At 66.4% G+C, this 19,939-nt stretch carries 19 protein-coding genes; 12 read left to right on the plus strand and 7 right to left on the minus strand.

Annotation, left to right across the window (positions count from 1 at the left end; translation table 11 throughout):
* Positions 1-135 precede the first annotated feature (135 nt).
* Positions 136-2,031 carry a molecular chaperone DnaK gene (dnaK, locus tag QX126_RS27250; protein ID WP_315740389.1) on the minus strand — a complete coding sequence of 632 codons (1,896 nt, stop codon included), beginning with the start codon at positions 2,029-2,031 and terminating at the stop codon, positions 136-138.
* Positions 2,032-2,451: 420 nt separating this feature from the next.
* On the opposite strand from dnaK, the gene QX126_RS27255 reads away from it, so the two are divergent.
* Both QX126_RS27255 and QX126_RS27260 read left to right on the plus strand, forming a co-directional pair.
* Positions 2,452-3,960 (plus strand): hypothetical protein, encoded by a 1,509-nt coding sequence (locus QX126_RS27255; RefSeq protein ID WP_315784961.1) that lies wholly within the window; start codon positions 2,452-2,454, stop codon positions 3,958-3,960.
* Positions 3,961-4,168: 208 nt separating this feature from the next.
* A complete protein-coding gene (locus QX126_RS27260; protein ID WP_315778145.1) occupies positions 4,169-5,104 on the plus strand; it encodes a hypothetical protein in 936 nt (311 codons plus the stop codon).
* A 164-nt stretch (positions 5,105-5,268) separates the two neighbouring features.
* Here the strand turns inward: QX126_RS27260 and grpE are convergent, their stop codons facing one another.
* Entirely contained in the window at positions 5,269-5,889 is a 621-nt protein-coding gene (grpE, locus tag QX126_RS27265) for a nucleotide exchange factor GrpE (RefSeq protein WP_315740392.1), read from the minus strand.
* A 132-nt stretch (positions 5,890-6,021) separates the two neighbouring features.
* On the minus strand, positions 6,022-7,110 hold the full coding sequence (gene hrcA, locus QX126_RS27270; RefSeq protein ID WP_315784965.1) for a heat-inducible transcriptional repressor HrcA: 1,089 nt from the start codon (positions 7,108-7,110) through the stop codon (positions 6,022-6,024).
* A 184-nt stretch (positions 7,111-7,294) separates the two neighbouring features.
* Between hrcA and rph the strand changes: the two genes are divergently transcribed.
* From rph to hemW, 3 genes are read left to right on the plus strand one after another with little or no spacing between them, the layout of a single operon-like run.
* On the plus strand, positions 7,295-8,008 hold the full coding sequence (gene rph / locus QX126_RS27275) for a ribonuclease PH (RefSeq protein WP_315759102.1): 714 nt from the start codon (positions 7,295-7,297) through the stop codon (positions 8,006-8,008).
* Positions 8,005-8,649, plus strand: coding sequence for an RdgB/HAM1 family non-canonical purine NTP pyrophosphatase (gene rdgB / locus QX126_RS27280; protein WP_315784968.1), 645 nt, complete (start codon positions 8,005-8,007; stop codon positions 8,647-8,649). The genes rph and rdgB overlap by 4 nt, the downstream gene beginning before the upstream one ends.
* Positions 8,636-9,793 (plus strand): radical SAM family heme chaperone HemW, encoded by a 1,158-nt coding sequence (hemW, locus tag QX126_RS27285; RefSeq protein WP_315784971.1) that lies wholly within the window; start codon positions 8,636-8,638, stop codon positions 9,791-9,793. Before rdgB ends, hemW begins: the two co-directional genes overlap by 14 nt.
* Positions 9,794-9,806: 13 nt before the next feature.
* Here hemW and QX126_RS27290 read toward each other — a convergent pair whose 3' ends face one another.
* Positions 9,807-11,015, minus strand: a complete 1,209-nt coding sequence (locus QX126_RS27290; RefSeq protein ID WP_315784974.1) for a penicillin-binding protein activator — start codon at positions 11,013-11,015, stop codon at positions 9,807-9,809.
* A gap of 304 nt (positions 11,016-11,319) precedes the next feature.
* On the opposite strand from QX126_RS27290, the gene rsmI reads away from it, so the two are divergent.
* The 4 genes from rsmI (at position 11,320) to QX126_RS27310 (ending at position 14,585) form a co-directional block, all read left to right on the plus strand.
* Positions 11,320-12,279: a 16S rRNA (cytidine(1402)-2'-O)-methyltransferase gene (rsmI, locus tag QX126_RS27295; protein WP_315770628.1), complete on the plus strand. Its 960-nt coding sequence runs from the start codon at positions 11,320-11,322 to the stop codon at positions 12,277-12,279.
* Entirely contained in the window at positions 12,266-12,676 is a 411-nt protein-coding gene (locus tag QX126_RS27300) for a YraN family protein (RefSeq protein WP_315740399.1), read from the plus strand. Before rsmI ends, QX126_RS27300 begins: the two co-directional genes overlap by 14 nt.
* A 33-nt stretch (positions 12,677-12,709) precedes the next feature.
* On the plus strand, positions 12,710-13,651 hold the full coding sequence (gene gshB / locus QX126_RS27305) for a glutathione synthase (protein WP_315784977.1): 942 nt from the start codon (positions 12,710-12,712) through the stop codon (positions 13,649-13,651).
* A 115-nt stretch (positions 13,652-13,766) separates the two neighbouring features.
* A complete protein-coding gene (locus QX126_RS27310; RefSeq protein WP_315784980.1) occupies positions 13,767-14,585 on the plus strand; it encodes an exodeoxyribonuclease III in 819 nt (272 codons plus the stop codon).
* Positions 14,586-14,618: 33 nt separating this feature from the next.
* Here QX126_RS27310 and QX126_RS27315 read toward each other — a convergent pair whose 3' ends face one another.
* Positions 14,619-15,062 (minus strand): cyclic nucleotide-binding domain-containing protein, encoded by a 444-nt coding sequence (locus QX126_RS27315; protein WP_315784983.1) that lies wholly within the window; start codon positions 15,060-15,062, stop codon positions 14,619-14,621.
* Between the two features lie 66 nt (positions 15,063-15,128).
* A complete protein-coding gene (locus tag QX126_RS27320) occupies positions 15,129-15,815 on the minus strand; it encodes a response regulator transcription factor (protein WP_315716813.1) in 687 nt (228 codons plus the stop codon).
* Positions 15,816-16,090: 275 nt separating this feature from the next.
* Here QX126_RS27320 and QX126_RS27325 point away from each other — a divergent pair, with 275 nt between their 5' ends.
* Complete coding sequence (locus QX126_RS27325; protein ID WP_315770623.1) at positions 16,091-16,612, plus strand: L,D-transpeptidase; 522 nt, start codon at positions 16,091-16,093, stop codon at positions 16,610-16,612.
* Positions 16,613-16,632: 20 nt separating this feature from the next.
* A complete protein-coding gene (locus tag QX126_RS27330) occupies positions 16,633-17,418 on the plus strand; it encodes a hydratase (protein ID WP_315784986.1) in 786 nt (261 codons plus the stop codon).
* Positions 17,419-17,443: 25 nt separating this feature from the next.
* On the opposite strand, the gene QX126_RS27335 is transcribed toward QX126_RS27330, so the two are convergent.
* A complete protein-coding gene (locus tag QX126_RS27335) occupies positions 17,444-18,127 on the minus strand; it encodes a YggS family pyridoxal phosphate-dependent enzyme (RefSeq protein WP_315759092.1) in 684 nt (227 codons plus the stop codon).
* Positions 18,128-18,239: 112 nt separating this feature from the next.
* Here QX126_RS27335 and QX126_RS27340 point away from each other — a divergent pair, with 112 nt between their 5' ends.
* A complete protein-coding gene (locus QX126_RS27340) occupies positions 18,240-19,937 on the plus strand; it encodes a diguanylate cyclase domain-containing protein (protein WP_315740406.1) in 1,698 nt (565 codons plus the stop codon).
* Positions 19,938-19,939 lie beyond the last annotated feature (2 nt).

The following is a 19,939-nucleotide window of genomic DNA, read 5'->3' on the forward strand; positions in this document are numbered from 1 at the left end:
CCGCCCGAACTTCGCCCAATAGGAACGGCTGGCGCGATCGCCGCGCGCGTTCCGGTCAATGAAAATGACCCCCATCCAACGAGCCGCAAAGTGCGCTCTTTGGCATGGGGGTCATGGTCACTACCTCTGCCTCAGTTAAGCAGATTTCTTCTTGTCGTCGTCGACCTCGGTGAACTCCGCGTCGACCACGTCATCCTTGGCGGCGTCGCGGGCCGCATCGGTCTCGGCCTGCTGCTTGTACATGGCCTCGCCGAGCTTCATCGACGCCTGGGCCAGCGTGTTGGTCTTGGCCTTGATCGCCTCGGCATCGTCGCCCTTCAGCGCTTCCTTGAGATCGCTGACGGCATCCTCGATGGCGCGGCGCTCGGTGTCGGCGACCTTCGAGCCATGCTCGGCCAGCGCCTTCTCGGTGGAGTGCACCAGCGCGTCCGCATGGTTCTTGGCGTCGACCGCCTCGCGGCGCTTCTTGTCCGCCGCGGCATTGGCCTCGGCGTCCTTGACCATCTTGTCGATGTCGGCTTCCGACAGACCACCCGAGGCCTGGATGCGGATCTGCTGCTCCTTGCCGGTGGCCTTGTCCTTGGCCGAGACGTTGACGATGCCGTTCGCGTCGATGTCGAACGTCACCTCGATCTGCGGCATGCCGCGCGGGGCCGGCGGAATGCCCATCAGGTCGAACTGACCGAGCATCTTGTTGTCGGCCGCCATCTCGCGCTCACCCTGGAAGACCCGGATGGTGACCGCGTTCTGATTGTCCTCGGCGGTCGAGAACACCTGGCTCTTCTTGGTCGGGATCGTGGTGTTGCGGTCGATGATGCGGGTGAACACGCCGCCCAAGGTTTCGATGCCGAGGGACAGCGGCGTCACGTCGAGCAGCAGCACGTCCTTGACGTCGCCCTGCAGCACGCCGGCCTGAATCGCCGCACCGATCGCCACCACCTCGTCGGGGTTGACGCCCTTATGCGGCTCCTTGCCAAAGAACTGCTTCACCATCTCCTGGATCTTCGGCATGCGGGTCATGCCGCCGACCAGCACCACTTCGCCGATCTCGCCGGCGGTCAGGCCGGCATCCTTCAGCGCCTTGCGGCACGGCTCGATGGTCTTCTCGACGAGGTCGGCCACCAGCGCCTCGAACTTGGCACGGGTCAGCTTCATCGTCAGATGCTTCGGACCGGACTGGTCCGCGGTGATGAAGGGCAGGTTGATCTCGGTCTGCGTGGTCGACGACAGCTCGATCTTGGCCTTCTCGGCAGCTTCCTTGAGGCGCTGCAGGGCGAGCTTGTCGTTGCGCAGGTTGATGCCCTGCTCCTTCTGGAATTCGTCAGCGAGGTAGCTGACCAGACGCATGTCGAAGTCTTCACCGCCGAGGAAGGTGTCGCCGTTGGTCGACTTCACCTCGAACACGCCATCGCCGATCTCCAGGATCGAGACGTCGAAGGTGCCGCCGCCGAGGTCGTACACGGCGATGGTGCCGGCCTTCGTCTTGTCGAGGCCGTAGGCGAGCGCAGCCGCGGTCGGCTCGTTGATGATGCGCAGAACCTCGAGGCCCGCGATCTTGCCCGCGTCCTTGGTGGCCTGGCGCTGGGCGTCGTTGAAGTAGGCGGGGACGGTGATGACGGCCTGATCGACCTTCTGGCCGAGATGGGCTTCCGCGGTCTCCTTCATCTTCTGCAGGATGAAGGCGGAGACCTGCGAGGGCGAATAGGTCTTGCCGTCGGCCTCGACCCAGGCGTCGCCGTTGCCGGCTTTGACGATCTTGTAGGGGACGAGCTTCTTGTCCTTCTCGACCATCGGGTCGTCGTAGCGGCGGCCGATCAGTCGCTTGACCGCGAAGAAGGTGCGCTCGGGGTTGGTCACGGCCTGGCGCTTGGCCGGCTGGCCGACCAGGCGTTCGCCATCGTCACTGAACGCGACGATCGACGGCGTCGTGCGCATGCCCTCGGCGTTCTCGATGACTTTCGACGATTTGCCGTCCATGACGGCCACGCACGAATTCGTGGTGCCGAGATCGATCCCGATGACCTTTCCCATGGTCTCATATTCCTTCTTTTTGCGGCAGGTTGGGTGGGGCCCTGACGGCGCCCCCATCCAAAACCCCCTCAGATCAAATGCTCGCGATATTGCGACGATGAGCGTCATATAGGAGGGGGGGACTGGCCCGCAAGGACCGGACCAGGGGTTCGACCCAACGAAAATCACGGCCGTCGCCGAACGACCTCATGGAGACATCAGAGCGGCCCATCGGAATTGGCGGCGACGCGAAACGGCGGCTCGGACCGGAGGCGACTGCGCGAATCCACCTGCCGGCACGTCGAATGGCCCCGTGCGAAATAGGAGGTGCGGTCGCGGGCAAGTGCGACAAATCCGGTACCGCTGATCTGCCCCAATGACCGAAATGCGTTGTTAACCCACGGGCCCTAGCCTGCCGCACTCCTGGGACGGGAATGAGGCATGGTCATCGACTCCGATTGGAGCTTTCCGCAGCGCGCGCGCGAAGCCGGCCAAGCCACGTTCCCGGGACTGCTGATCTGCGCCATCGTGGTTGCAGCGGCGTGGCTGCGGTACGTCCTTCCCCTCAATGTCGATGTCAGCTGGTGGCTCCTCGTCGGCGAGCGCATGCTCGATGGACAGCGGCTCTACGTCGACATCCTCGAGACCAACCCGCCGATGGCTGGGTCGGTCTATCTGCTGGCCGTCGCGCTGGCGCGTGCGATCCATCTCAGGCCCGAGCTAGCGACGAATATCCTGATCTTCGTGCTGACCGCGGCATCCCTGACGCTGGTATGGCTGGTGCTGCGGACATCGGCCCTGCGCCATCGCCTCGCCGACGGCAGGCTGGCGGCGTGGACGACCGCCCTGCTTCTGATCGCGCCGATGTATGATTTCGGCCAGCGGGAACATCTGGCCCTGATCACGATATTGCCGGCGATCGCGGTGTACATCCTGCGCGCCAGGCGCGAGCGGGTGGCCCCGGCGGCCATGCTCATCGCCGGGCTCAGTGCCGGCCTCACGATGAGCTTCAAGCCTTATTTCGCCTTCAGCGTCGGCTTCTGCATACTCGCCGCCGCGGCTCAGGCGCGCGACTGGCGCGTGCTGTTCGCGCTGGAGAACTGGATCGCCGCGGCCCTGGTGCTGATCAACGCGGCGTGCATCTACCTGTTCTTTCCCGAATATTTCACGGTCATCTATCCGCTGGTCCGCGACGTCTATCTGCTTCTGAAGGCGCCCGTGCCGACCATCCTCGTGACCCTGCCGATGGGCCTGTGGCTGGCTGCAGCAGTCATCATCCTCATTCTTCAGCGCACGCAGCACGAGCGCGACGCCGCATCGTTCACCACATTGGCCGCATCACTCGGGTTCCTGGTGTCATTCGTCGCGCAGCAAAAGGGCTGGGGCTACCATGCCTATCCGATGGTGGCGCTGGCGCTGCTTGCCGCCGGCCTTGCCGTGTCGGCGATCGACGCCAGCCGCGACGCGCGACGCTGGCCGCGTGTCGCCACCGCTCTCGCCGGCGCCGTGCTCTTCGTGCAGACCTGCTTCTGGTTCAATGGTAGTGTCGACGTCCAGCAGATCGAAGCCCAGGTGGCCCGGCTCGGGCCGCGCCCGAGCATGCTGGTGCTCAGCGCGGCGGCGGTCATCGGGCACCCCATGGTGCGGACCCTTGATGGCACCTGGATCTCGCGCCAGGAGGCGTTCTGGGTCCGGGAAATCGTTCGCCGGTCGCAACAAGACGGAACCATCGATTCACAAACTGCGCAGAGGCTCGCGCCCTATGTGGAACGTGAACGCGCCGGGATCATCGCCGACTTCCGGAGGCAACCGCCCGACGTCGTCCTGATCGACAATCAGAACAGCGACTGGGGCGACTGGGCGCGTTCCGACCCCGAGATCAGGGCTCTGCTCGCGCCCTATGTGCTGGTGCAGACCGTCGATGGCGTCGAAATCCTGAAGCGCGGCTAGCACGGCACCGTCATCAGCCCGCCTTTCGAGGCGAAATGACCTGGGAAATGCGACCCGCAGGGCGCGCTGATCGCCGCAGGCGATCAAAACCGCGCGCCCGGCCTGTTGCGGGGGGCGCAAAGCCGCTAAAAGCGTGCCGCCGAAGACCACGCTGGCGAGGACCCCCGACCGCCTCGGCGCGAGGCCTCGGTCAACGAGGCAATGTTTGATGATGATCGTTCGATTCTTCGCCGCGGCTACCCTGCTGATGTCGCTGCTGCACTCCGCCATGGCCGCCGAAGCCATATTTCCGCCCGGCGTCCGCATCGGGCTCGCGCCGCTGGTGGGGCTCGCCAAGGCCAAGACGTTTTCCGGCTTCGAAACCGAGGACCAGAGCGTCAAGGTGCTGCTGACCGAACTGCCGGCGGCCGCCTATGGCGAGGTGAAGAATGCGTTTACCGCCAATCCCGCCGGGACCGGCAGCGTCAAGCCGGAGAGCATCGAGACCGCCGCCGGCACCGCCTACTACACGGTTGAGAACGGTCGGGATGGCGCCACGCCGGTGCGGCGCTACTCGATGATCCTGCCCGGCAACGGCTTCTCCGGCTACGTGGCCGTGCAGATCCCGGAGACCGCGAGCCGGATCTACACCGACGATGCCGTGCGTCAGATGTTCGCCTCCGCCGTCGTCCGCAAGGACGTTCCCGTCGACGAGCAGCTCGCGATGATGCCGTTCAAGGTGACCGAGCTCTCCGGGTTCAAGACCATCCGCACGCTCGGGCCGGGTGCCTTGATCCTGGCCGACGGCGAAGAGGACAAGGGCTTCGAAGCCGCGCCCTTCGTGGTGATCGGGCTCGTGGCCGGGGTGGCCCCGGAGGCGGGCGACCGCGCGCGTGTCGCCCAGCAGGCGGCCACCACCATTCCGGGCGTCCGCGAAGCGCGCATCACGATGTCCGAGCCGATCCGCATCGACGGCCAGCCGGCCTACGAGACCCGGCTCGAAGCCACCAGCGGCAAGGACAATACGCCGGTGACCGTGGTGCAATGGCTGCGCTTCGGCGGGCCGAATACACTGCGGATCATCGGCAGCGCGCCGCGCGATCAGTGGTCGGTAGCCTTCCCGCGCTTCCGCGCCGTCCGCGACGGCATCCAGCCGAGAGGCTGAGCCCAACTCGGTATCCGGACGCCGCGGTCTCATCGGCCGCGGTCCATTTGCCGCGACACGAACTACAAACTCGCGCCGACAAACAAGAAGCCACGGGCATCACCGCCCGTGGCTTCTTCGTTGGACTGACAGGACGGCAGGAGAAGACCTGCCTATGCTCGCCGTCACGCGGCGCTGTTCGACTGATCGTTGCTCGGCGCGGGCGCCGCCTTCGCGCCACCCTTGGACACGCCGACCAGCGCGGGACGCAGGATGCGCTCGCCGATCATGAAGCCGGCCTGCACGACCTGCACCACGGTGCCCGACGGCACCGACGAATCCGGGACCTCGTACATCGCCTGCTGGAAGTTGGGGTCGAACTTCTGTCCCGTCGGATCGAACTTCTTGACGCCGTTCTTCTCCAGCGTGTTGAGCAGCGAGCGCTCGGTGAGCTCGACGCCCTCGATCAACGATTTGAGGCCTGCATCGGCATTGGCGCGTGTCTCGGCCGGCACGGCATCGAGCGCGCGCTGCAGATTGTCGGCGATGTCGAGCACGTCGCGCGCGAAACCGGTAATGCCGTACATGCGTGCATCGGCGACTTCACGGGCCGTCCGCTTGCGCAGGTTCTCCATCTCCGCCAGCGTGCGCAGCATCTTGTCGCGCGCGTCGGCCGCCTCCTTGGCAAGGGCCTCGGCCGAGCCGGTCTCAGGGTCGTCGGGCATGATGTAGGGCTTGGAGACGACGGGGTCGCTGGCCTGCGCCGGGTTTTCCGGATCATTCTTATGCAGGTCGGGATCGGTCATGGACAGACTCGCAAGTTCGGCTGACGGGTTTTGGGGGTATGGGGCGGGATATCGTGCTTTGAGCGTCGAAAATCAAGCGCAGCCTGACCATCGCGCCCGGAGGCGCTGTCCGCGGGTTAATCATGTCACGCGTCAGCCACCCAGCAGCCGGCTGACCAGACGCGCGGCATAATCGACCGTCGGGATCACCCGGGCATAGTTGAGCCGGGTCGGACCGATGACGCCAAGCACGCCGACGATGCGACCCGTGGCGTCGGAATAGGGCGATACGATCGTCGACGAGCCCGACAGCGAGAACAGCTTGTTCTCCGAGCCGATGAAGATGCGGACACCTTCCGCGTTCTCTGCCCGTCCAAGCAGATCGACGACGCCGCGCTTGGTCTCGAGATCGTCGAACAGCCGCCGCACGCGCTCGAGATCTTCGAGCGCATGCAGGTCCTCGAGCAGGTTGGCGTGGCCGCGCACGATGAGCTGCCGCTCGTCGCTGTCCCCTCCGGACCAGCTCGCGACACCGGCGGCGATCACCTTCTGCGTCAGCAGGTCGAGCTCGGCGCGATCATGCGCCAGCGCCGTCTCGAGCTCGAGCCGTGCTTCCGCCAGCGTCCGGCCTCTGATGCGGGCATTGAGGAAATTCGACGCCTCGGTCAGCGCCGAGGACGGCACGCCCGGCGGCAGAACCAGAACCCGGTTCTCGACCTGCCCGTCCTCGCCCACCAGCACGACCAGCGCACGCTCGGGCTCGAGCCGCACGAACTCGATGTGCTTCAGCCGGGTGTTGGATTTTGCGGTCAGCACCACGGCAGCGGCACGGGTCAGACCCGACAGCCGGGTCAGCGCCTCGTCCAGAGCGGCCTCGACCGATTGCGCCCGCCCGACCGCGGCGAGCTGGCTCTGGATCGATTGCTGCTCAGCCTCGGTCATGTCGCCGACCTGCATCAGGGCGTCCACGAAGAAACGCAGGCCGGCCTCGGTCGGCAGCCGGCCGGCCGAGGTGTGCGGCGCGTAGATCAGGCCGAGCTGCTCGAGATCGGCCATGACGTTGCGCACCGAGGCCGGCGACAGCGGAACCGCGATCAGCCGCGAAATGTTGCGCGAGCCGACCGGCTCGCCGGTCGCCAGATAGCTTTCGACGATCTGCCGGAAGATCTCGCGCGAGCGCTCGTTGAGCTGCGCCAGACCGGCCGGCGGTGTCATCAGGTTGATCGGATCGTGGTGGGCCACCAGATGCTCTCCTCGCAGCTGCCTATAATGTGTCCATGCGGCGGCTCGGTGGCAAGCCGGTCGTCGCGTGCTCTCGGGCGCGACGAGGCCATGATAATCCCTTGATAAGCCCTTGCCGCTGCCGGTCGCGGCTCCTACAAGGCCGGTCAAAGTCGGTCTTTCGCGCGCTTTCACGGAGAGAATCATGCGGCCGAGCCGCCGTGCACCGGATGAACTGCGGGCCGTGAGCCTGGAACGCGGCGTCGTCAAATACGCCGAGGGCTCCTGCCTGGTGAAGTTCGGCGACACCCATGTGCTGGTCACCGCCACGCTGGAGGACCGGCTGCCGCCCTGGCTCAAGGGCCAGGGGCGCGGCTGGATCACGGCTGAATACGGCATGCTGCCGCGCGCCACGCTGGAACGGACCCGGCGCGAGGCCTCCGCCGGCAAGCAGACCGGTCGCACCGTCGAGATCCAGCGTCTGATCGGTCGCTCGCTGCGCACCGCGATCGACCTGGAAGCGCTCGGCGAGCGCCAGATCACGGTCGATTGCGACGTGCTGCAGGCCGACGGCGGCACGCGCACGGCGTCGATCACCGGCGCCTGGGTGGCGCTGGCTGACTGCATCAAGTGGATGAAGTCGCGCAACATGATCAAGACCGAGGTGCTGCGCGCCAACGTCGCCGCGATCTCCTGCGGCATCTACAACGGCACGCCGGTGCTGGATCTCGACTACGCCGAGGATTCCGAGGCGGAGACCGACGCCAATTTCGTCATGACCGGCGACGGCCGCATCATCGAGGTGCAGGGCACGGCGGAGAAGACGCCGTTCACCGAGGCCGAGCTCCTGGCGCTGATGGCACTGGCCCGCAAGGGCGTGGCGCGACTGGTCGACCTGCAGAAGATGGCGGTCGCGTGAGTAGCGGTCATCGCAAGCTCACGGGGCGCCTCGTCATCGCGACCCACAATCCCGGCAAGCTTGCCGAGATGCGCGAGCTGCTCGCCCCCCATGGCGTCGAGGCGGTGTCGGCCGGCGATCTCGGCCTGGACGAGCCGGACGAGACCGGCGAGACCTTCCAGGCCAACGCCCGCATCAAGGCGGTCGCCGCGGCCAAGGCCGCGCAGCTTCCTGCCTTTGCCGACGATTCCGGTATCGTGGTTCATGCGCTCGATGGGGCGCCGGGGATCTATTCGGCGCGCTGGGCCGGACCGGACAAGGATTTCACCAGCGCGATGGCGCGGATCGAGCGCCTGCTGCAGGAGCGGGGCGCGATGAGTGCCGACAAGCGCACCGCGCATTTCGTCTCGGCGCTGTGCGTGGCGTGGCCGGACGGTCATGTCGAGGAGGTCGAGGCGCGGGTCGACGGCACCCTGGTCTGGCCGCCGCGCGGCACGGCGGGCTTCGGCTACGACCCGATGTTCCTGCCCGAGGGCCACGACCGGACCTTCGGCGAGATGACCAGCATCGAGAAGCATGGCCTGCCGCCGCTCGGGCTCGGCCTGTCGCACCGGGCGCGCGCCTTCGTGAAGCTCGCGGAGATCTGCCTTGACCAGCGCTGACAGCGAAGCGTTCGGCGTCTATGTGCACTGGCCGTTCTGCCTGTCGAAATGTCCGTATTGCGACTTCAACAGCCATGTCCGGCATGCCGCCATCGATCAGGACCGCTTCGCCCGCGCCTTTGCGCAGGAGATCGCGACCACGGCCGCCCGCATCGGGCCGCGCACCGTCACGTCGATTTTTCTCGGCGGCGGCACGCCGTCGCTGATGCAGCCGCAGACGGTCGGCGCCATTCTCGACGCGATCGGCAAGCACTGGCACGTCGCTGGCGATGTCGAGGTGTCGCTCGAAGCCAATCCGACCAGCGTCGAGGCGACACGCTTTGCCGGCTATCGCGCCGCCGGCGTCAACCGGGTCTCGCTCGGCGTCCAGGCGATGGACGATGCGTCGCTCAAGATGCTGGGACGCCTGCACACCGCCGAGGAGGCGATGAAGGCGGTGGCGATCGCGCGCAATGCGTTCGAGCGTTATTCGTTCGATCTGATCTACGCCCGGCCCGACCAGACGCCGGCGATGTGGACCGAGGAGCTGACGCGCGCGATCGGTGAGGCGGCTGAGCACCTGTCGCTGTATCAACTGACGATCGAGGAAGGCACGCCGTTCTTCGGCCTGCACGCCGCAGGCAAGCTGAAGACGCCGGATGAAGGCCTGGCCCGCACCTTGTACGACGTCACGCAGGAGATCTGTGGCCGTCACGGACTGCCGGCCTATGAGATCTCCAATCATGCCCGCGCGGGCGCGGAGTGCCGGCACAATCTGATCTATTGGCGCGGCCACGAATATGCCGGCATCGGCCCCGGCGCCCATGGTCGTCTCGACATCGGCGGCATCAGGCATGCGACCGCGACCGACAAGCGGCCGGAGGCCTGGCTGATGCGGGTGGAGTCCAACGGTCATGGTGTGATGACCGACGACGAGCTCAACCGCGAGGAGCGCGCCGACGAATTCCTGCTGATGGGGCTGCGTTTGGCCGAAGGCATCGACCCCAGGCGGTATGCCGCGATCTCCGGCCGTGCGCTCGATCCGCGCCGCATCGCGCTGCTGCGCGAGGAGGGCGCCATCGCGGTCGATCCGGATGGACGGCTGCGCGTGACTCAGGATGGCTTTCCGGTGCTCGACGCGGTCGTCGCCGATCTCGCCGCCTGAAGGATGCTGCGACTCACGTCGCGCTGAAGCTCTTCGGCGCGCCGGCGACCGTTTGTCCGCCACCCGAACCGACGCGCATCACGGCAAGCCCGCGCTCATTGGTGCCGTCGCTGCGGAACCGGAACAGCCCATCGATGCCGGCAAAGCCCGATGCATTGGTCAGGACATCGGGCGCGAAGCGCTGGTTGCCCTGGGTGCGCGCCAACGCGGCCACGAGCGCCACCGCATCGTAGGCGAGGGTTGCCGTGCGCACGGGATCGCCGCCGAACCGCGTCCGGTAGCGACCGGCGAAGGCGCGGAAGCCGGAGGGATCCGGCGCAGCATAGAGGCCACCCTGCAGGCTGGCGCTGGCATAGACGCGCGGATTGTCCCACAACCCGGTGCCGAGCAACTGAATGTTGCGCAGATTGGCGCCGGCCGCGGTCAGCGCATCGGCGGTTGCCGCGACCGATTCGCCGTCGTCGGCCAGCAGCAGCGCATCGGCGCCGCCGAGCGCCTGCGCCACCGTGCGCGCAGACCCGGCGCGGTCGCCGGAATATTTCTCGAACGCCACGATGCGTCCGCCGCGGCGGCTGACCGCGGTCTTGAACGCACCCTCGACGACGGTTCCATAGGCATTGTCGGGCAGCAGCGCCGCGAACGAGCGTTTGCCGACGCTGGCGGAATATTCGACGATGCGGCTGGCGTCGGACTCCGGCAGGAAGCTGAGCAGATAGACGCCGCGCCCCGCCACGCTCGAATCGGTCGAGAAGGCGATGACCGAGATGTTGCGCGCGCGCGCCACCTGGGCGGTCGCCGGTACCGAGCCCGCGAACAGCGGACCGAGAATGATCTCGGCGCCTTCGTCGCAGGCCTGTTGCGCGCCCTGCTGCGCCCCTTGCGGGCTGCCGGCGTCGTCCTTGATCAGGAGCTGGATGTTGGGGTTCTGAAACTCGGCGAGCGCCATCTCGGCCGCGTTCTTCATCGATTGCGCAGCCACGCCGGCATTGCCCGACGCCGACAGTGGCAGAATCAGACCGACCTTCACCTGGCCGTTACCGGCAACCGCCGGCTGCTGCGGCGGTCCCGCCGGCGCCGTCGGCTGCTCGAACGGATTGAAGCCCTGCTGGACGTTGGAGCACGCCGACAGCAGCGGCGCGCCGACGATCAGGCCCAGCGCCGTTCGCCGGGCGACCCCATGGGGTCCCGGACCGAGAGAGTTGGGATGACGCGGGCCCACCATGGCATCTCTTCGTTCGGCCAAGACCGGCCAGAAGTTCCCCAAACGCACGTCCGCCAAGCCGTGCTGATTCACTCATATTGTCGACGAATAGTTAAGCAAAACAAAAGGCTGTCACCGCCACAGAGCCGATCAATTCGACGTTTTGCACGGCCTATCCCCTGCTCGTACACATCCCCATTGACGTGCAGTTTCGGACTTGAAGGTTCGATGAACGGCCACGCGCCCAATGCCGATCGGAACTTCAAAATTGCTGCGCGGCTGTTCCCCTGTGGCAATCCCGCGGCATGCCCTTTAAATTACCTCGATGGGCGCGAAGGCAATCCCCAAGACGTCGCCAGACGACGGCAAATCTTCCACCACGTCGACCTACCTGGTGGCGGGTCAAATCGTCGTGGCGCCCAAGGCACGGCCTGGATTGCATCTGGTGGCAACGCCGATCGGCAATCTCGGCGACATCACGCTGCGTGCACTGGAAACCCTCGCCGGCGCCGACATCATCTTCTGCGAGGACACGCGAATCACGCGGCGCCTGACCGAGCGCTACGGCCTGGGCGCGGAACTCGCAGCCTATCATGAGCACAATGCCGAAGCGGTCAGGCCGCGGATCCTGCAACGTCTGGCCCAAGGCGCAGCCATCGCGCTGGTGTCGGACGCCGGCACGCCGCTGATCTCCGATCCCGGCTACAAGCTGGTGCGCGAGGCCTGTGAGGCCGGACACGCCGTCACCGCGCTGCCGGGACCTTCCGCCGTGCTCGCGGCGCTGAGCGTGGCGGCGTTGCCGACCGACCGCTTCTTCTTCGAGGGATTCCTGCCGGCCAAGCAGCAGGCGCGGCGCACGCGGCTGTCGGAGCTCGCGCGGATCGAGGCGACGCTGGTTCTGTTCGAGGCGGGCAGCCGGGTGCAGGAGACGCTGGCCGATCTCGCCGATGCCATGGCTGGGCGTCAGGCCGCGATCTGCCGCGAGCTCACCAAGCTGCACGAGGAGGTGCTGCGCGGGGCAATCGGCGATCTCGCTGCACGGGCCGGCGATCTCGAAACGCGCGGCGAATTCGTGCTGGTGATCGGTCCGCCGCCGCGCGATGCCGAGGTGCTGACCCAGGACGCGCTGGACGCCGTGCTCAGGGATCTGTTGCAGCGATCGAGCGTCAAGGACGCCGTAATGCATGCCGTCGAGCTGTCGCGCCGGCCGCGACGCGAGGTGTATGCGCGCGCGCTCGAGCTCTCGAAGGGCGCGCGGTCGGGGGAGGCCGATGGCAAAGACTGAGCGTGCCTCCCCAGACAAGCCGGCGAAGACGGCGGCACCCGAGCGCGTCGCCGCCTTCCGCACTGGATTGTCGGCGGAAGCCCGTGCCGCAGCACTGCTGATCGCCAAGGGCTACCGCATCCTCGCCAAACGCTTCCGCACGCCCCATGGCGAGATCGACATCATAGTGCGCAAGCGCAGCCTGGTCGCCTTCGTCGAGGTCAAGGCGCGCGCCTCGCTCGACGATGCGGCCTATGCCGTGACGCCTCGCCAGCAGCAGCGCATCATCGATGCCGCGCAGGCCTGGTTGATGGCGCATCCGGACCATGCCGAATTCGAGCTGCGCTTCGATGCGATTCTGGTTGCGCCGCGCAGCCTGCCGCGCCATCTGATGGCGGCCTTCGACGCCAGCACCTGACATGAACTGACTGCAGAGAGCAGGGACCTGCCCATGAAACTGAATGTCGCCGTCCAGATGGATCCGATCGCGCGCATCAACATCCGCGGCGACTCGACCTTTGCGATGCTGCTCGAAGCACAGCGGCGCGGACATGGCCTGTGCTACTACACGCCGGACAAGCTGTCGCTGCGCGGCGAGGAGCTGTACGCGCCGGTGCAGGCGCTGACCGTGCGCGACCTGGTCGGCGACCACTTCACGCTCGGCGAGCCCAAGCCGACGGCGCTGACCTCGTTCGACGTCGTGCTGCTGCGCCAGGATCCGCCGTTCGATCTCGCCTACATCACCTCGACGCATTTCCTCGAGCGCATCCATCCGAAGACGCTCGTGATCAACGATCCCGCCAGCGTGCGCAACGCGCCGGAAAAGCTGTTCGTGATGAACTTCCCGCAATTGATGCCGCCGACCTTGATCTCGCGCGATCTCGACGAGATCAACGCCTTCCGCGATCAGCACGGCGCTGTCGTGATGAAGCCGCTGCATGGCCATGGCGGCGCGGCGGTGTTCCGCGTCATGCCGCAGGACATGAATTTCGGCTCGCTGTTCGACATGTTCTCGGTGACGTTCAAGGAGCCCTGGGTGATCCAGCGCTTCCTCCCCGAGGTGAAGCATGGCGACAAACGCATCATCCTGGTCGACGGCGAGTTCGCCGGCGCCGTCAACCGCGTGCCGGCGGCGGACGATCTGCGCTCCAACATGGTGCGCGGCGGCGCCGCGCAGGCCACCGATCTCAGCGCCCGTGAGCGCGAGATCTGCGACACGCTGGGTCCGCAATTGCGCGCGCGCGGCCTGCTGCTGGTCGGCATCGACGTCATCGATGGCAACCTCACCGAGATCAACGTGACCTCGCCGACCGGCATCCGCGCGATCTCGCGGCTCGGGGGCCCCGACATCGCCGCCCGCGTATGGGACGTCATCGAGAGCAAACGGCGCTGATCGGGCACCGTCCCACATGGCTGGGGATAAGGCCAGCCAACGCGGTCATTCCGATGCGTCAGAAGCGGAGCGGAATCGCCGACATCGACGCATTTCATGATATGACGCGGGTCTCATGCGTCTCGTCCTGACCACCTGGAACATCAATTCGGTGCGCCTGCGCATCGACCTCGTCGCCAAGCTCATCAAGCAGGTCAGGCCCGATGTGCTGTGCCTGCAGGAGACCAAGTGCATCGACGACGCTTTCCCGCTGAAGCGTTTCAAGCGGCTCGGCTATGAGCACGTCGCGCTGAACGGGCAGAAGGGCTATCACGGCGTCGCCGTGATCTCGAAATGGCCGTTCGAGGAGACCAACGTCCGCACCTTCTGCGACAAGGTGGATTCGCGCCACATCACGGTGGCGTTCGGCGAGAAGGCGCAGCTCGCGCAGCCGCTGGTGCTGCACAATTTCTACGTGCCCGCAGGCGGCGACATTCCCGACCCCGCGCTCAACCCGAAATTCGAGCACAAGCTGCAATTCCTCGACGAGATGAAGGCGTGCGAGCCGCTGCATCCGCGCGGCGACGACCGGCACATCCTGGTCGGCGATCTCAACGTCGCGCCGCATGAACACGATGTCTGGTCGCACAAGCAGCTCCTGAAGGTGGTGTCGCACACGCCGGTCGAATGCGAGAAGCTGTTGGCGGCGCAGGCCCATGGCGAATGGGTCGACGTCGCCCGCGAGCGCATCCCGATGTCGGAGAAGGTCTACACCTGGTGGAGCTACCGTGCCGCCGACTGGACCGTCGGTGATCGCGGCCGAAGGCTCGACCACATCTGGGTGTCACGCGCACTGAAGGACCGGGTCAGCGACTTCAGGATCCTGCGCGACGCCCGCAGCTGGGAGCGGCCGTCGGATCATGTGCCGGTCACGGTGACGCTGGACGTGTCGTAGCGAAAGCGAAGCTGACCCGCCCGGACAAGAAGATCACGACGTCAGCTTGGTCCCGGCCGCCATGATGTCATTGGCGATTCGGCTGGCGCGGTGGGCGAACTCGTCGCGCAGCCGGCGCGCAGCCATGGCGTCGCTCTCGAGCACACGCTGAAACAGGCTGCGCGAAATCCGCACCACGGTCGAATATTCCAGGGCCGTCGCGGTCGCCGGGCGCCGCATCTCGACCAGCAGCGCCAGCTCGCCGATCAGCATGGTCGGCGTGGCGACGATCTCGGCACCGACCTCGTCGCTGATGCGCAATGACCCACGCTGGACGACATAGCCGCAATCGGCGGTGTCACCTTCGCGGAACAGGGTCTCGCCGCTCTGGATGTTACGCTGCTCGGAGCCGATGGCGATCATGCGAAGCGAGTCGGTTCCCAGCAGGCGCAATGTTGGGACGCGCTCCAGCAGCGCAATATCGTCTTCGATCGACATCAAGGGCCCGGGGAAGGCGGAATGGAACCAATATCATAAATGGCGAAACCGCCATCCCCGAACCTATCACGGTACCAACTTGTAGCCACCGGCCTCCGTCACCAGAATCTCTGGATTCGCGGCATCTTTCTCGATCTTCTGCCGCAGACGGTAAATGTGCGTTTCCAGCGTGTGGGTGGTGACGCCAGAATTGTAGCCCCAGACCTCCTGGAGCAGGGTCTCGCGGGACACCGGCTGCTGGCCGGCGCGATACAGGAAGCGCAGGATCGCCGTTTCCTTCTCCGTCAGACGGACCTTGCGGGCGTTGGCGCCCGTCAGCATCTTCGAGCCCGGCCGGAAGCTGTAGGGGCCGACCGAGAACACCGCGTCCTCGCTGGCCTCGTGCTGGCGAAGCTGGGCGCGGATGCGGGCCAGCAGCACGGCGAAGCGGAAGGGCTTGGCGACATAGTCGTTGGCGCCGGATTCGAGCCCGAGAATCGTATCGGAATCGGTATCGTGCCCGGTCAGCATGATGATCGGCGCCTTGAAGCCGCCCTTGCGCAGGGACCGCACCACTTCGCGGCCATCGGTGTCGGGCAGGCCAACGTCCATCAGAACCAGGTCGGGTGAATTGGCCTTTGCGGCGGTGGCGCCTTTGGCGCCGGTATCGACGGCCTGGGCTTCGAACTCGTCATGCAGCGAGAGCTGCTCCATCAGGGCATCGCGCAGATCGGTGTCGTCATCCACGATCAGGATCTTGCGGGCATTGGCCATTGTACAATCCTCTAGGTGGCGCCGGCGGGATCGGATGGGTGGCGCCGTCAAACGGTGGGCAAACAGGCTCATCAGCCCTGTTCCGTCTTGAAGTAGGGGGCTGTTACCGATTCACAAGCGCCCGGGACTCTACTCCAGAATTGAGCAGGGATTGAGATGATTGTCCTGTTCGACCCTCGCGGCGGACCATTTGCCGACATTAAGGCAATTACCGGGCAATCCATGGCAATGAAAAGGCACGTTGTTTCATGTCGTTATCGAAGGTAAAGCTTGGCATGCCAGCATCGCGGATCTCGATTCGCACCAAAGCCGGGTCGCGGCAGCGCGGCTGGCTCCAGGTCTGGGGCCAGGTCATCCCGGTGGCGCTCGGCCGCGGCGGCATCCTGGCCAACAAGCGCGAAGGCGATGGTGGTACGCCACGAGGCGTGTTCCGGCCGCGGCGGCTGTGGTGGCGGGCCGACCGTCACCCCCGCCCACACACGGTCCTGCCGGTTCGGCCGATCGGTCCGGAGGATGCCTGGTGCGAGGACCCGGCCGACCGGCATTACAACCAGGCGATCCGGCTGCGCGGCGACCGGCCCGGAGACCGGCTGGCGCGCCAGGACCATCTGTACGATTTCATCATCGAGATCGACCACAACACGCGGCCGCGGATCGCGGGCCGCGGCAGTGCCGTGTTCCTGCATCTGGCGCGACCGAACTTCCGCCCGACCGCAGGCTGCGTGGCCATGACCCGCCCGGCGATGCTGCGTCTGTTGCAAAGGATCGGCCCGCGCACCAGGATCGTCATCCAATAACAAGAGAAGGGGAGGACGGCATGCGCGCACCGGATGAGCCAGCCAGCGCCGCGGGCCTTCTGCGTCAGCATTGGAACGAAGGCCGGAAGCTCGCAGCGCTGCCGCCGGAGCTGCGTCCAAGGGACCGCGCCGAGGGCTATGCCATCCAGGCCGAGCTCGAGCGCCACTCGCCCAAGCCACTATTCGGCTGGAAAATTGCGGCGACCAGCGAGGCCGGCCAGCGCCATATCAATGTCGCCGGTCCGATGGCCGGGCGGATCCTGGCCGAGACGGTGTTGCCGGCGGGTGGCACCGCAGCGATGGCCGGTAACGCGATGCGGGTCGCGGAGCCGGAGTTCGCGTTCCGCCTGGGAGCGGACCTGCTGCCGCGGCCGACACCCTATGATGTCGCAGAGGTGCTGGCCGCGGTCGACACCCTGCATCCCGCGATCGAGATCCCGGATTCGCGGTTCGCCGACTTCGTCAGCGCCGGCGAGGCGCAACTGATCGCCGACAATGCCTGCGCGCATCTGTTCGTGCTGGGCGAGGCCACCACCGCCGACTGGCGCAGCCGCGACCTGATCGCGGAGCGGCCGCGCATCGCGCTGCGTGGCGAGACCTTCATCGGCCACGGCCGCAACGTGCTTGGTGATCCGCGCGTGGCGCTGGCCTGGCTGGTCAACGAGCTCAGCGCGCTTGGCGTGCCCGCGCGGGCAGGGCAGGTGGTCACGACCGGCACCTGTCATGCGCCGCTGCCGATCGGCAGCGGGGACCACATGGAGGCCGATTTCGGCGATCTGGGGCAGGTATCGGTGCGGTTCGAGTAGGGGCCGGCCGCGATTGCGCCCCCCTTCAGCGATGCCCGAAGATCGCCGAGCCAACACGGACATGCGTGGCGCCGAACTGGATGGCGGTGGCGAAGTCGGCGCTCATGCCCATCGACAGATGCGCAAGGCCATTGCGGGCGGCGATCTTGGCGGTCAGCGCGAAATGCGGACCGGGCGCGTCCTCTACCGGCGGAATGCACATCAGCCCTGAAATCGCGAGCCCGTAGTCCTTGCGGCAGGCGGCGATGAAGGCGTCGGCGTCGCCGGGCGCGATTCCCGCCTTCTGCGGCTCCTCGCCGGTATTGATCTGGACGAACAGCTGCGGATGCCGGCCCTGGGCGGAAATCTCCTTGGCGAGCGCCGCGCACAGGCTTGGCCGGTCCACCGAATGGATGGCCTCGAACAGCGCCACCGCCTCCTTGGCCTTGTTGGATTGCAGCGGCCCGATCAGGTGCAGTGCGAGTCCCGGATGCGCGGCCATCAGTGGCGGCCACTTGGCTTTGGCTTCCTGAACGCGATTTTCACCGAACACGCGCTGTCCGGCCGCGATCACCGGCTCGATTGCCTCGGCATCGAAGGTCTTCGACACGGCGATCAGCGTGACCGAGGCGCGATCGCGCTCGGCATCGCGGCAGGCGCGCAGAATCTCCTGCTCGACGGCGGCGAGCGCAGACGGCGAGGACGGGGATGAGGCGTTCAATTCAGGCACGATGGCGTCCGTCGGTCGTTAGATTTGCGGGTTTGGCTGCAATTTTACAGAGTTCGAGAAAGGGTTCTTGAGCCCTTCTCCTTACCCTGCACGGCCGGGGTAGGGGAAAGAAATGCCAAGCATCCGCTTCAATCGCAATAGAGTGAAGCTGAACCGGCTGATGGGGATCCGCGCCCGGCTGGCGCTGCTCGCCCTGATCCTGGTGGCGCCGCTGATGCTGGAACGCGCGCGCTCCCTGGAAAGCGCCAGGACGAGGCAGATCGCGCTCGCATCGGAGGAATTCTTCGGCCTCGCCCGGCAAAGCGCCGACATGCAGCGCGAGGTCATCATGTCGGTGGAGACGGTGCTGAAGTCGACCGCCTATGTCCGGGCGTCGAGCACCGGCGTGAGCCGCAGTTGCGACATGATGCGCGCCAGCCTGCCGGCGACCCTGCCCTGGATCCGCACCCTGATGATCGCCGGCCGCGACGGCCGCATCCAGTGCTCGACCAACAACCAATATGTCGGGCTCGATTTCAGCGACCGGCCGTATTTCCGTGGCGCCCAGGAATCACGCGATTTCGTGTTCAGCGACTACCTGCTGTCGAAACCGTCGCACGTGCCGATCGTCATGGCCGCCTATCCGGTCGGCGCCATCACCGGCGAGCCGGACGCGGTGATGCTGGCGAGCGTGAACCTGGAATGGATGTCCAAGATCATGAACAATCTTGGCGGCCGCCCCGGCATCACGGCGGTGCTGGTCGACAGCGAAGGAACCGTGCTGGCAGCGCCCGTCGACCGCACCGAGCTGATCGGCCGGCCGCTCGACAGCGTGCCGTTGTTGTCGGCCGTTGCCGAGACCGCGCTGAGTTCGGGGAAGCCGACCGAGACGATGGGCTTCACGGCGGCGGATGGATCCAAGCGCGCGATCACCTTCACCCGGATCGCCGACACCGGATCGCGGCTGATCGTCAGCATCGATGAGACCCGCGTCACCGCCGCCATCGACCGCGAGATCCGCAACGCCTATCTGCAGGCCGGCCTCGTGTGCCTGATCGTGCTGCTCGGCGCGCTGATCGCCGCCGAGAAGCTGATCGTGAAGCCCGTCAGCATGCTCGCCGCGACCGCCAAGCGCTTCGGCCATGGCCACTGGTCGGCGCGCGTCACCACCAAGCATCTGCCGTCGGAGTTCGTGCCGCTGGCAAAGTCCTTCAATGCGATGGCCGCCAAGCTTGGCCAGCGCGAGCGCGAGCTGGTCGCCGCGAATGACCGGCTGACGGTGATGGCGTCGATCGACATGCTCTCAGGCCTCGCCAACCGCCGCGGCTTCCAGAACCGCATCGACGTCGAATGGAGCCGCGCGCAGCAGGCCGGCACCGAGCTGTCGCTGCTGATGATCGATGTCGACCACTTCAAGCTCTACAACGACACCTATGGTCACCCCGAGGGTGACGCCTGCCTGTCACGTCTCGGCGAGACGCTGTCGCAGATCGCCGGCGCGATGACGGCTTTCGCCGGCCGCTATGGCGGTGAGGAGTTCTGCCTGTTGTTGCCGGGCATGGGTGCCAGAGAGGCGCTCGCGATCGGCGAGCAGGTGCGCGCCGCGGTGCTGGAGCTCGAGCTGCCGCATGCGACCTCGGCGCATCAATGCGTCACCGTGAGCGTCGGCGTCGCCTCGACGCGGCCGAACGAATCGCTGATGCCCTCCGACCTGATCGAAGCCGCCGACGCCGCGCTCTATGCGGCCAAGCATCGCGGCCGCAACACGGTGGTTGCACATGGCTTCGCGGATTTCGCTGACGACAGGAGCGGCGTGGTGCGCGCCGGATAGGG

The sequence above is a fragment of the Bradyrhizobium sp. SZCCHNPS1003 genome, assembly GCF_032381555.1.
In the GTDB taxonomy this organism is placed as follows: domain Bacteria; phylum Pseudomonadota; class Alphaproteobacteria; order Rhizobiales; family Xanthobacteraceae; genus Bradyrhizobium.

Excerpts from the sequence above, each read along its gene's own strand:
- dnaK (WP_315740389.1), bottom strand. The coding sequence starts at position 2,031 with ATGGGAAAGGTCATCGGGATCGATCTCGGCACCACGAATTCGTGCGTG.
- QX126_RS27255 (WP_315784961.1), top strand. The coding sequence starts at position 2,452 with ATGGTCATCGACTCCGATTGGAGCTTTCCGCAGCGCGCGCGCGAAGCC.
- QX126_RS27260 (WP_315778145.1), top strand. The coding sequence starts at position 4,169 with ATGATGATCGTTCGATTCTTCGCCGCGGCTACCCTGCTGATGTCGCTG.
- grpE (WP_315740392.1), bottom strand. The coding sequence starts at position 5,889 with ATGACCGATCCCGACCTGCATAAGAATGATCCGGAAAACCCGGCGCAG.
- rph (WP_315759102.1), top strand. The coding sequence starts at position 7,295 with ATGCGGCCGAGCCGCCGTGCACCGGATGAACTGCGGGCCGTGAGCCTG.
- QX126_RS27290 (WP_315784974.1), bottom strand. The coding sequence starts at position 11,015 with ATGGTGGGCCCGCGTCATCCCAACTCTCTCGGTCCGGGACCCCATGGG.
- rsmI (WP_315770628.1), top strand. The coding sequence starts at position 11,320 with ATGGGCGCGAAGGCAATCCCCAAGACGTCGCCAGACGACGGCAAATCT.
- QX126_RS27300 (WP_315740399.1), top strand. The coding sequence starts at position 12,266 with ATGGCAAAGACTGAGCGTGCCTCCCCAGACAAGCCGGCGAAGACGGCG.
- gshB (WP_315784977.1), top strand. The coding sequence starts at position 12,710 with ATGAAACTGAATGTCGCCGTCCAGATGGATCCGATCGCGCGCATCAAC.
- QX126_RS27310 (WP_315784980.1), top strand. The coding sequence starts at position 13,767 with ATGCGTCTCGTCCTGACCACCTGGAACATCAATTCGGTGCGCCTGCGC.
- QX126_RS27315 (WP_315784983.1), bottom strand. The coding sequence starts at position 15,062 with ATGTCGATCGAAGACGATATTGCGCTGCTGGAGCGCGTCCCAACATTG.
- QX126_RS27320 (WP_315716813.1), bottom strand. The coding sequence starts at position 15,815 with ATGGCCAATGCCCGCAAGATCCTGATCGTGGATGACGACACCGATCTG.
- QX126_RS27325 (WP_315770623.1), top strand. The coding sequence starts at position 16,091 with ATGCCAGCATCGCGGATCTCGATTCGCACCAAAGCCGGGTCGCGGCAG.
- QX126_RS27330 (WP_315784986.1), top strand. The coding sequence starts at position 16,633 with ATGCGCGCACCGGATGAGCCAGCCAGCGCCGCGGGCCTTCTGCGTCAG.
- QX126_RS27340 (WP_315740406.1), top strand. The coding sequence starts at position 18,240 with ATGCCAAGCATCCGCTTCAATCGCAATAGAGTGAAGCTGAACCGGCTG.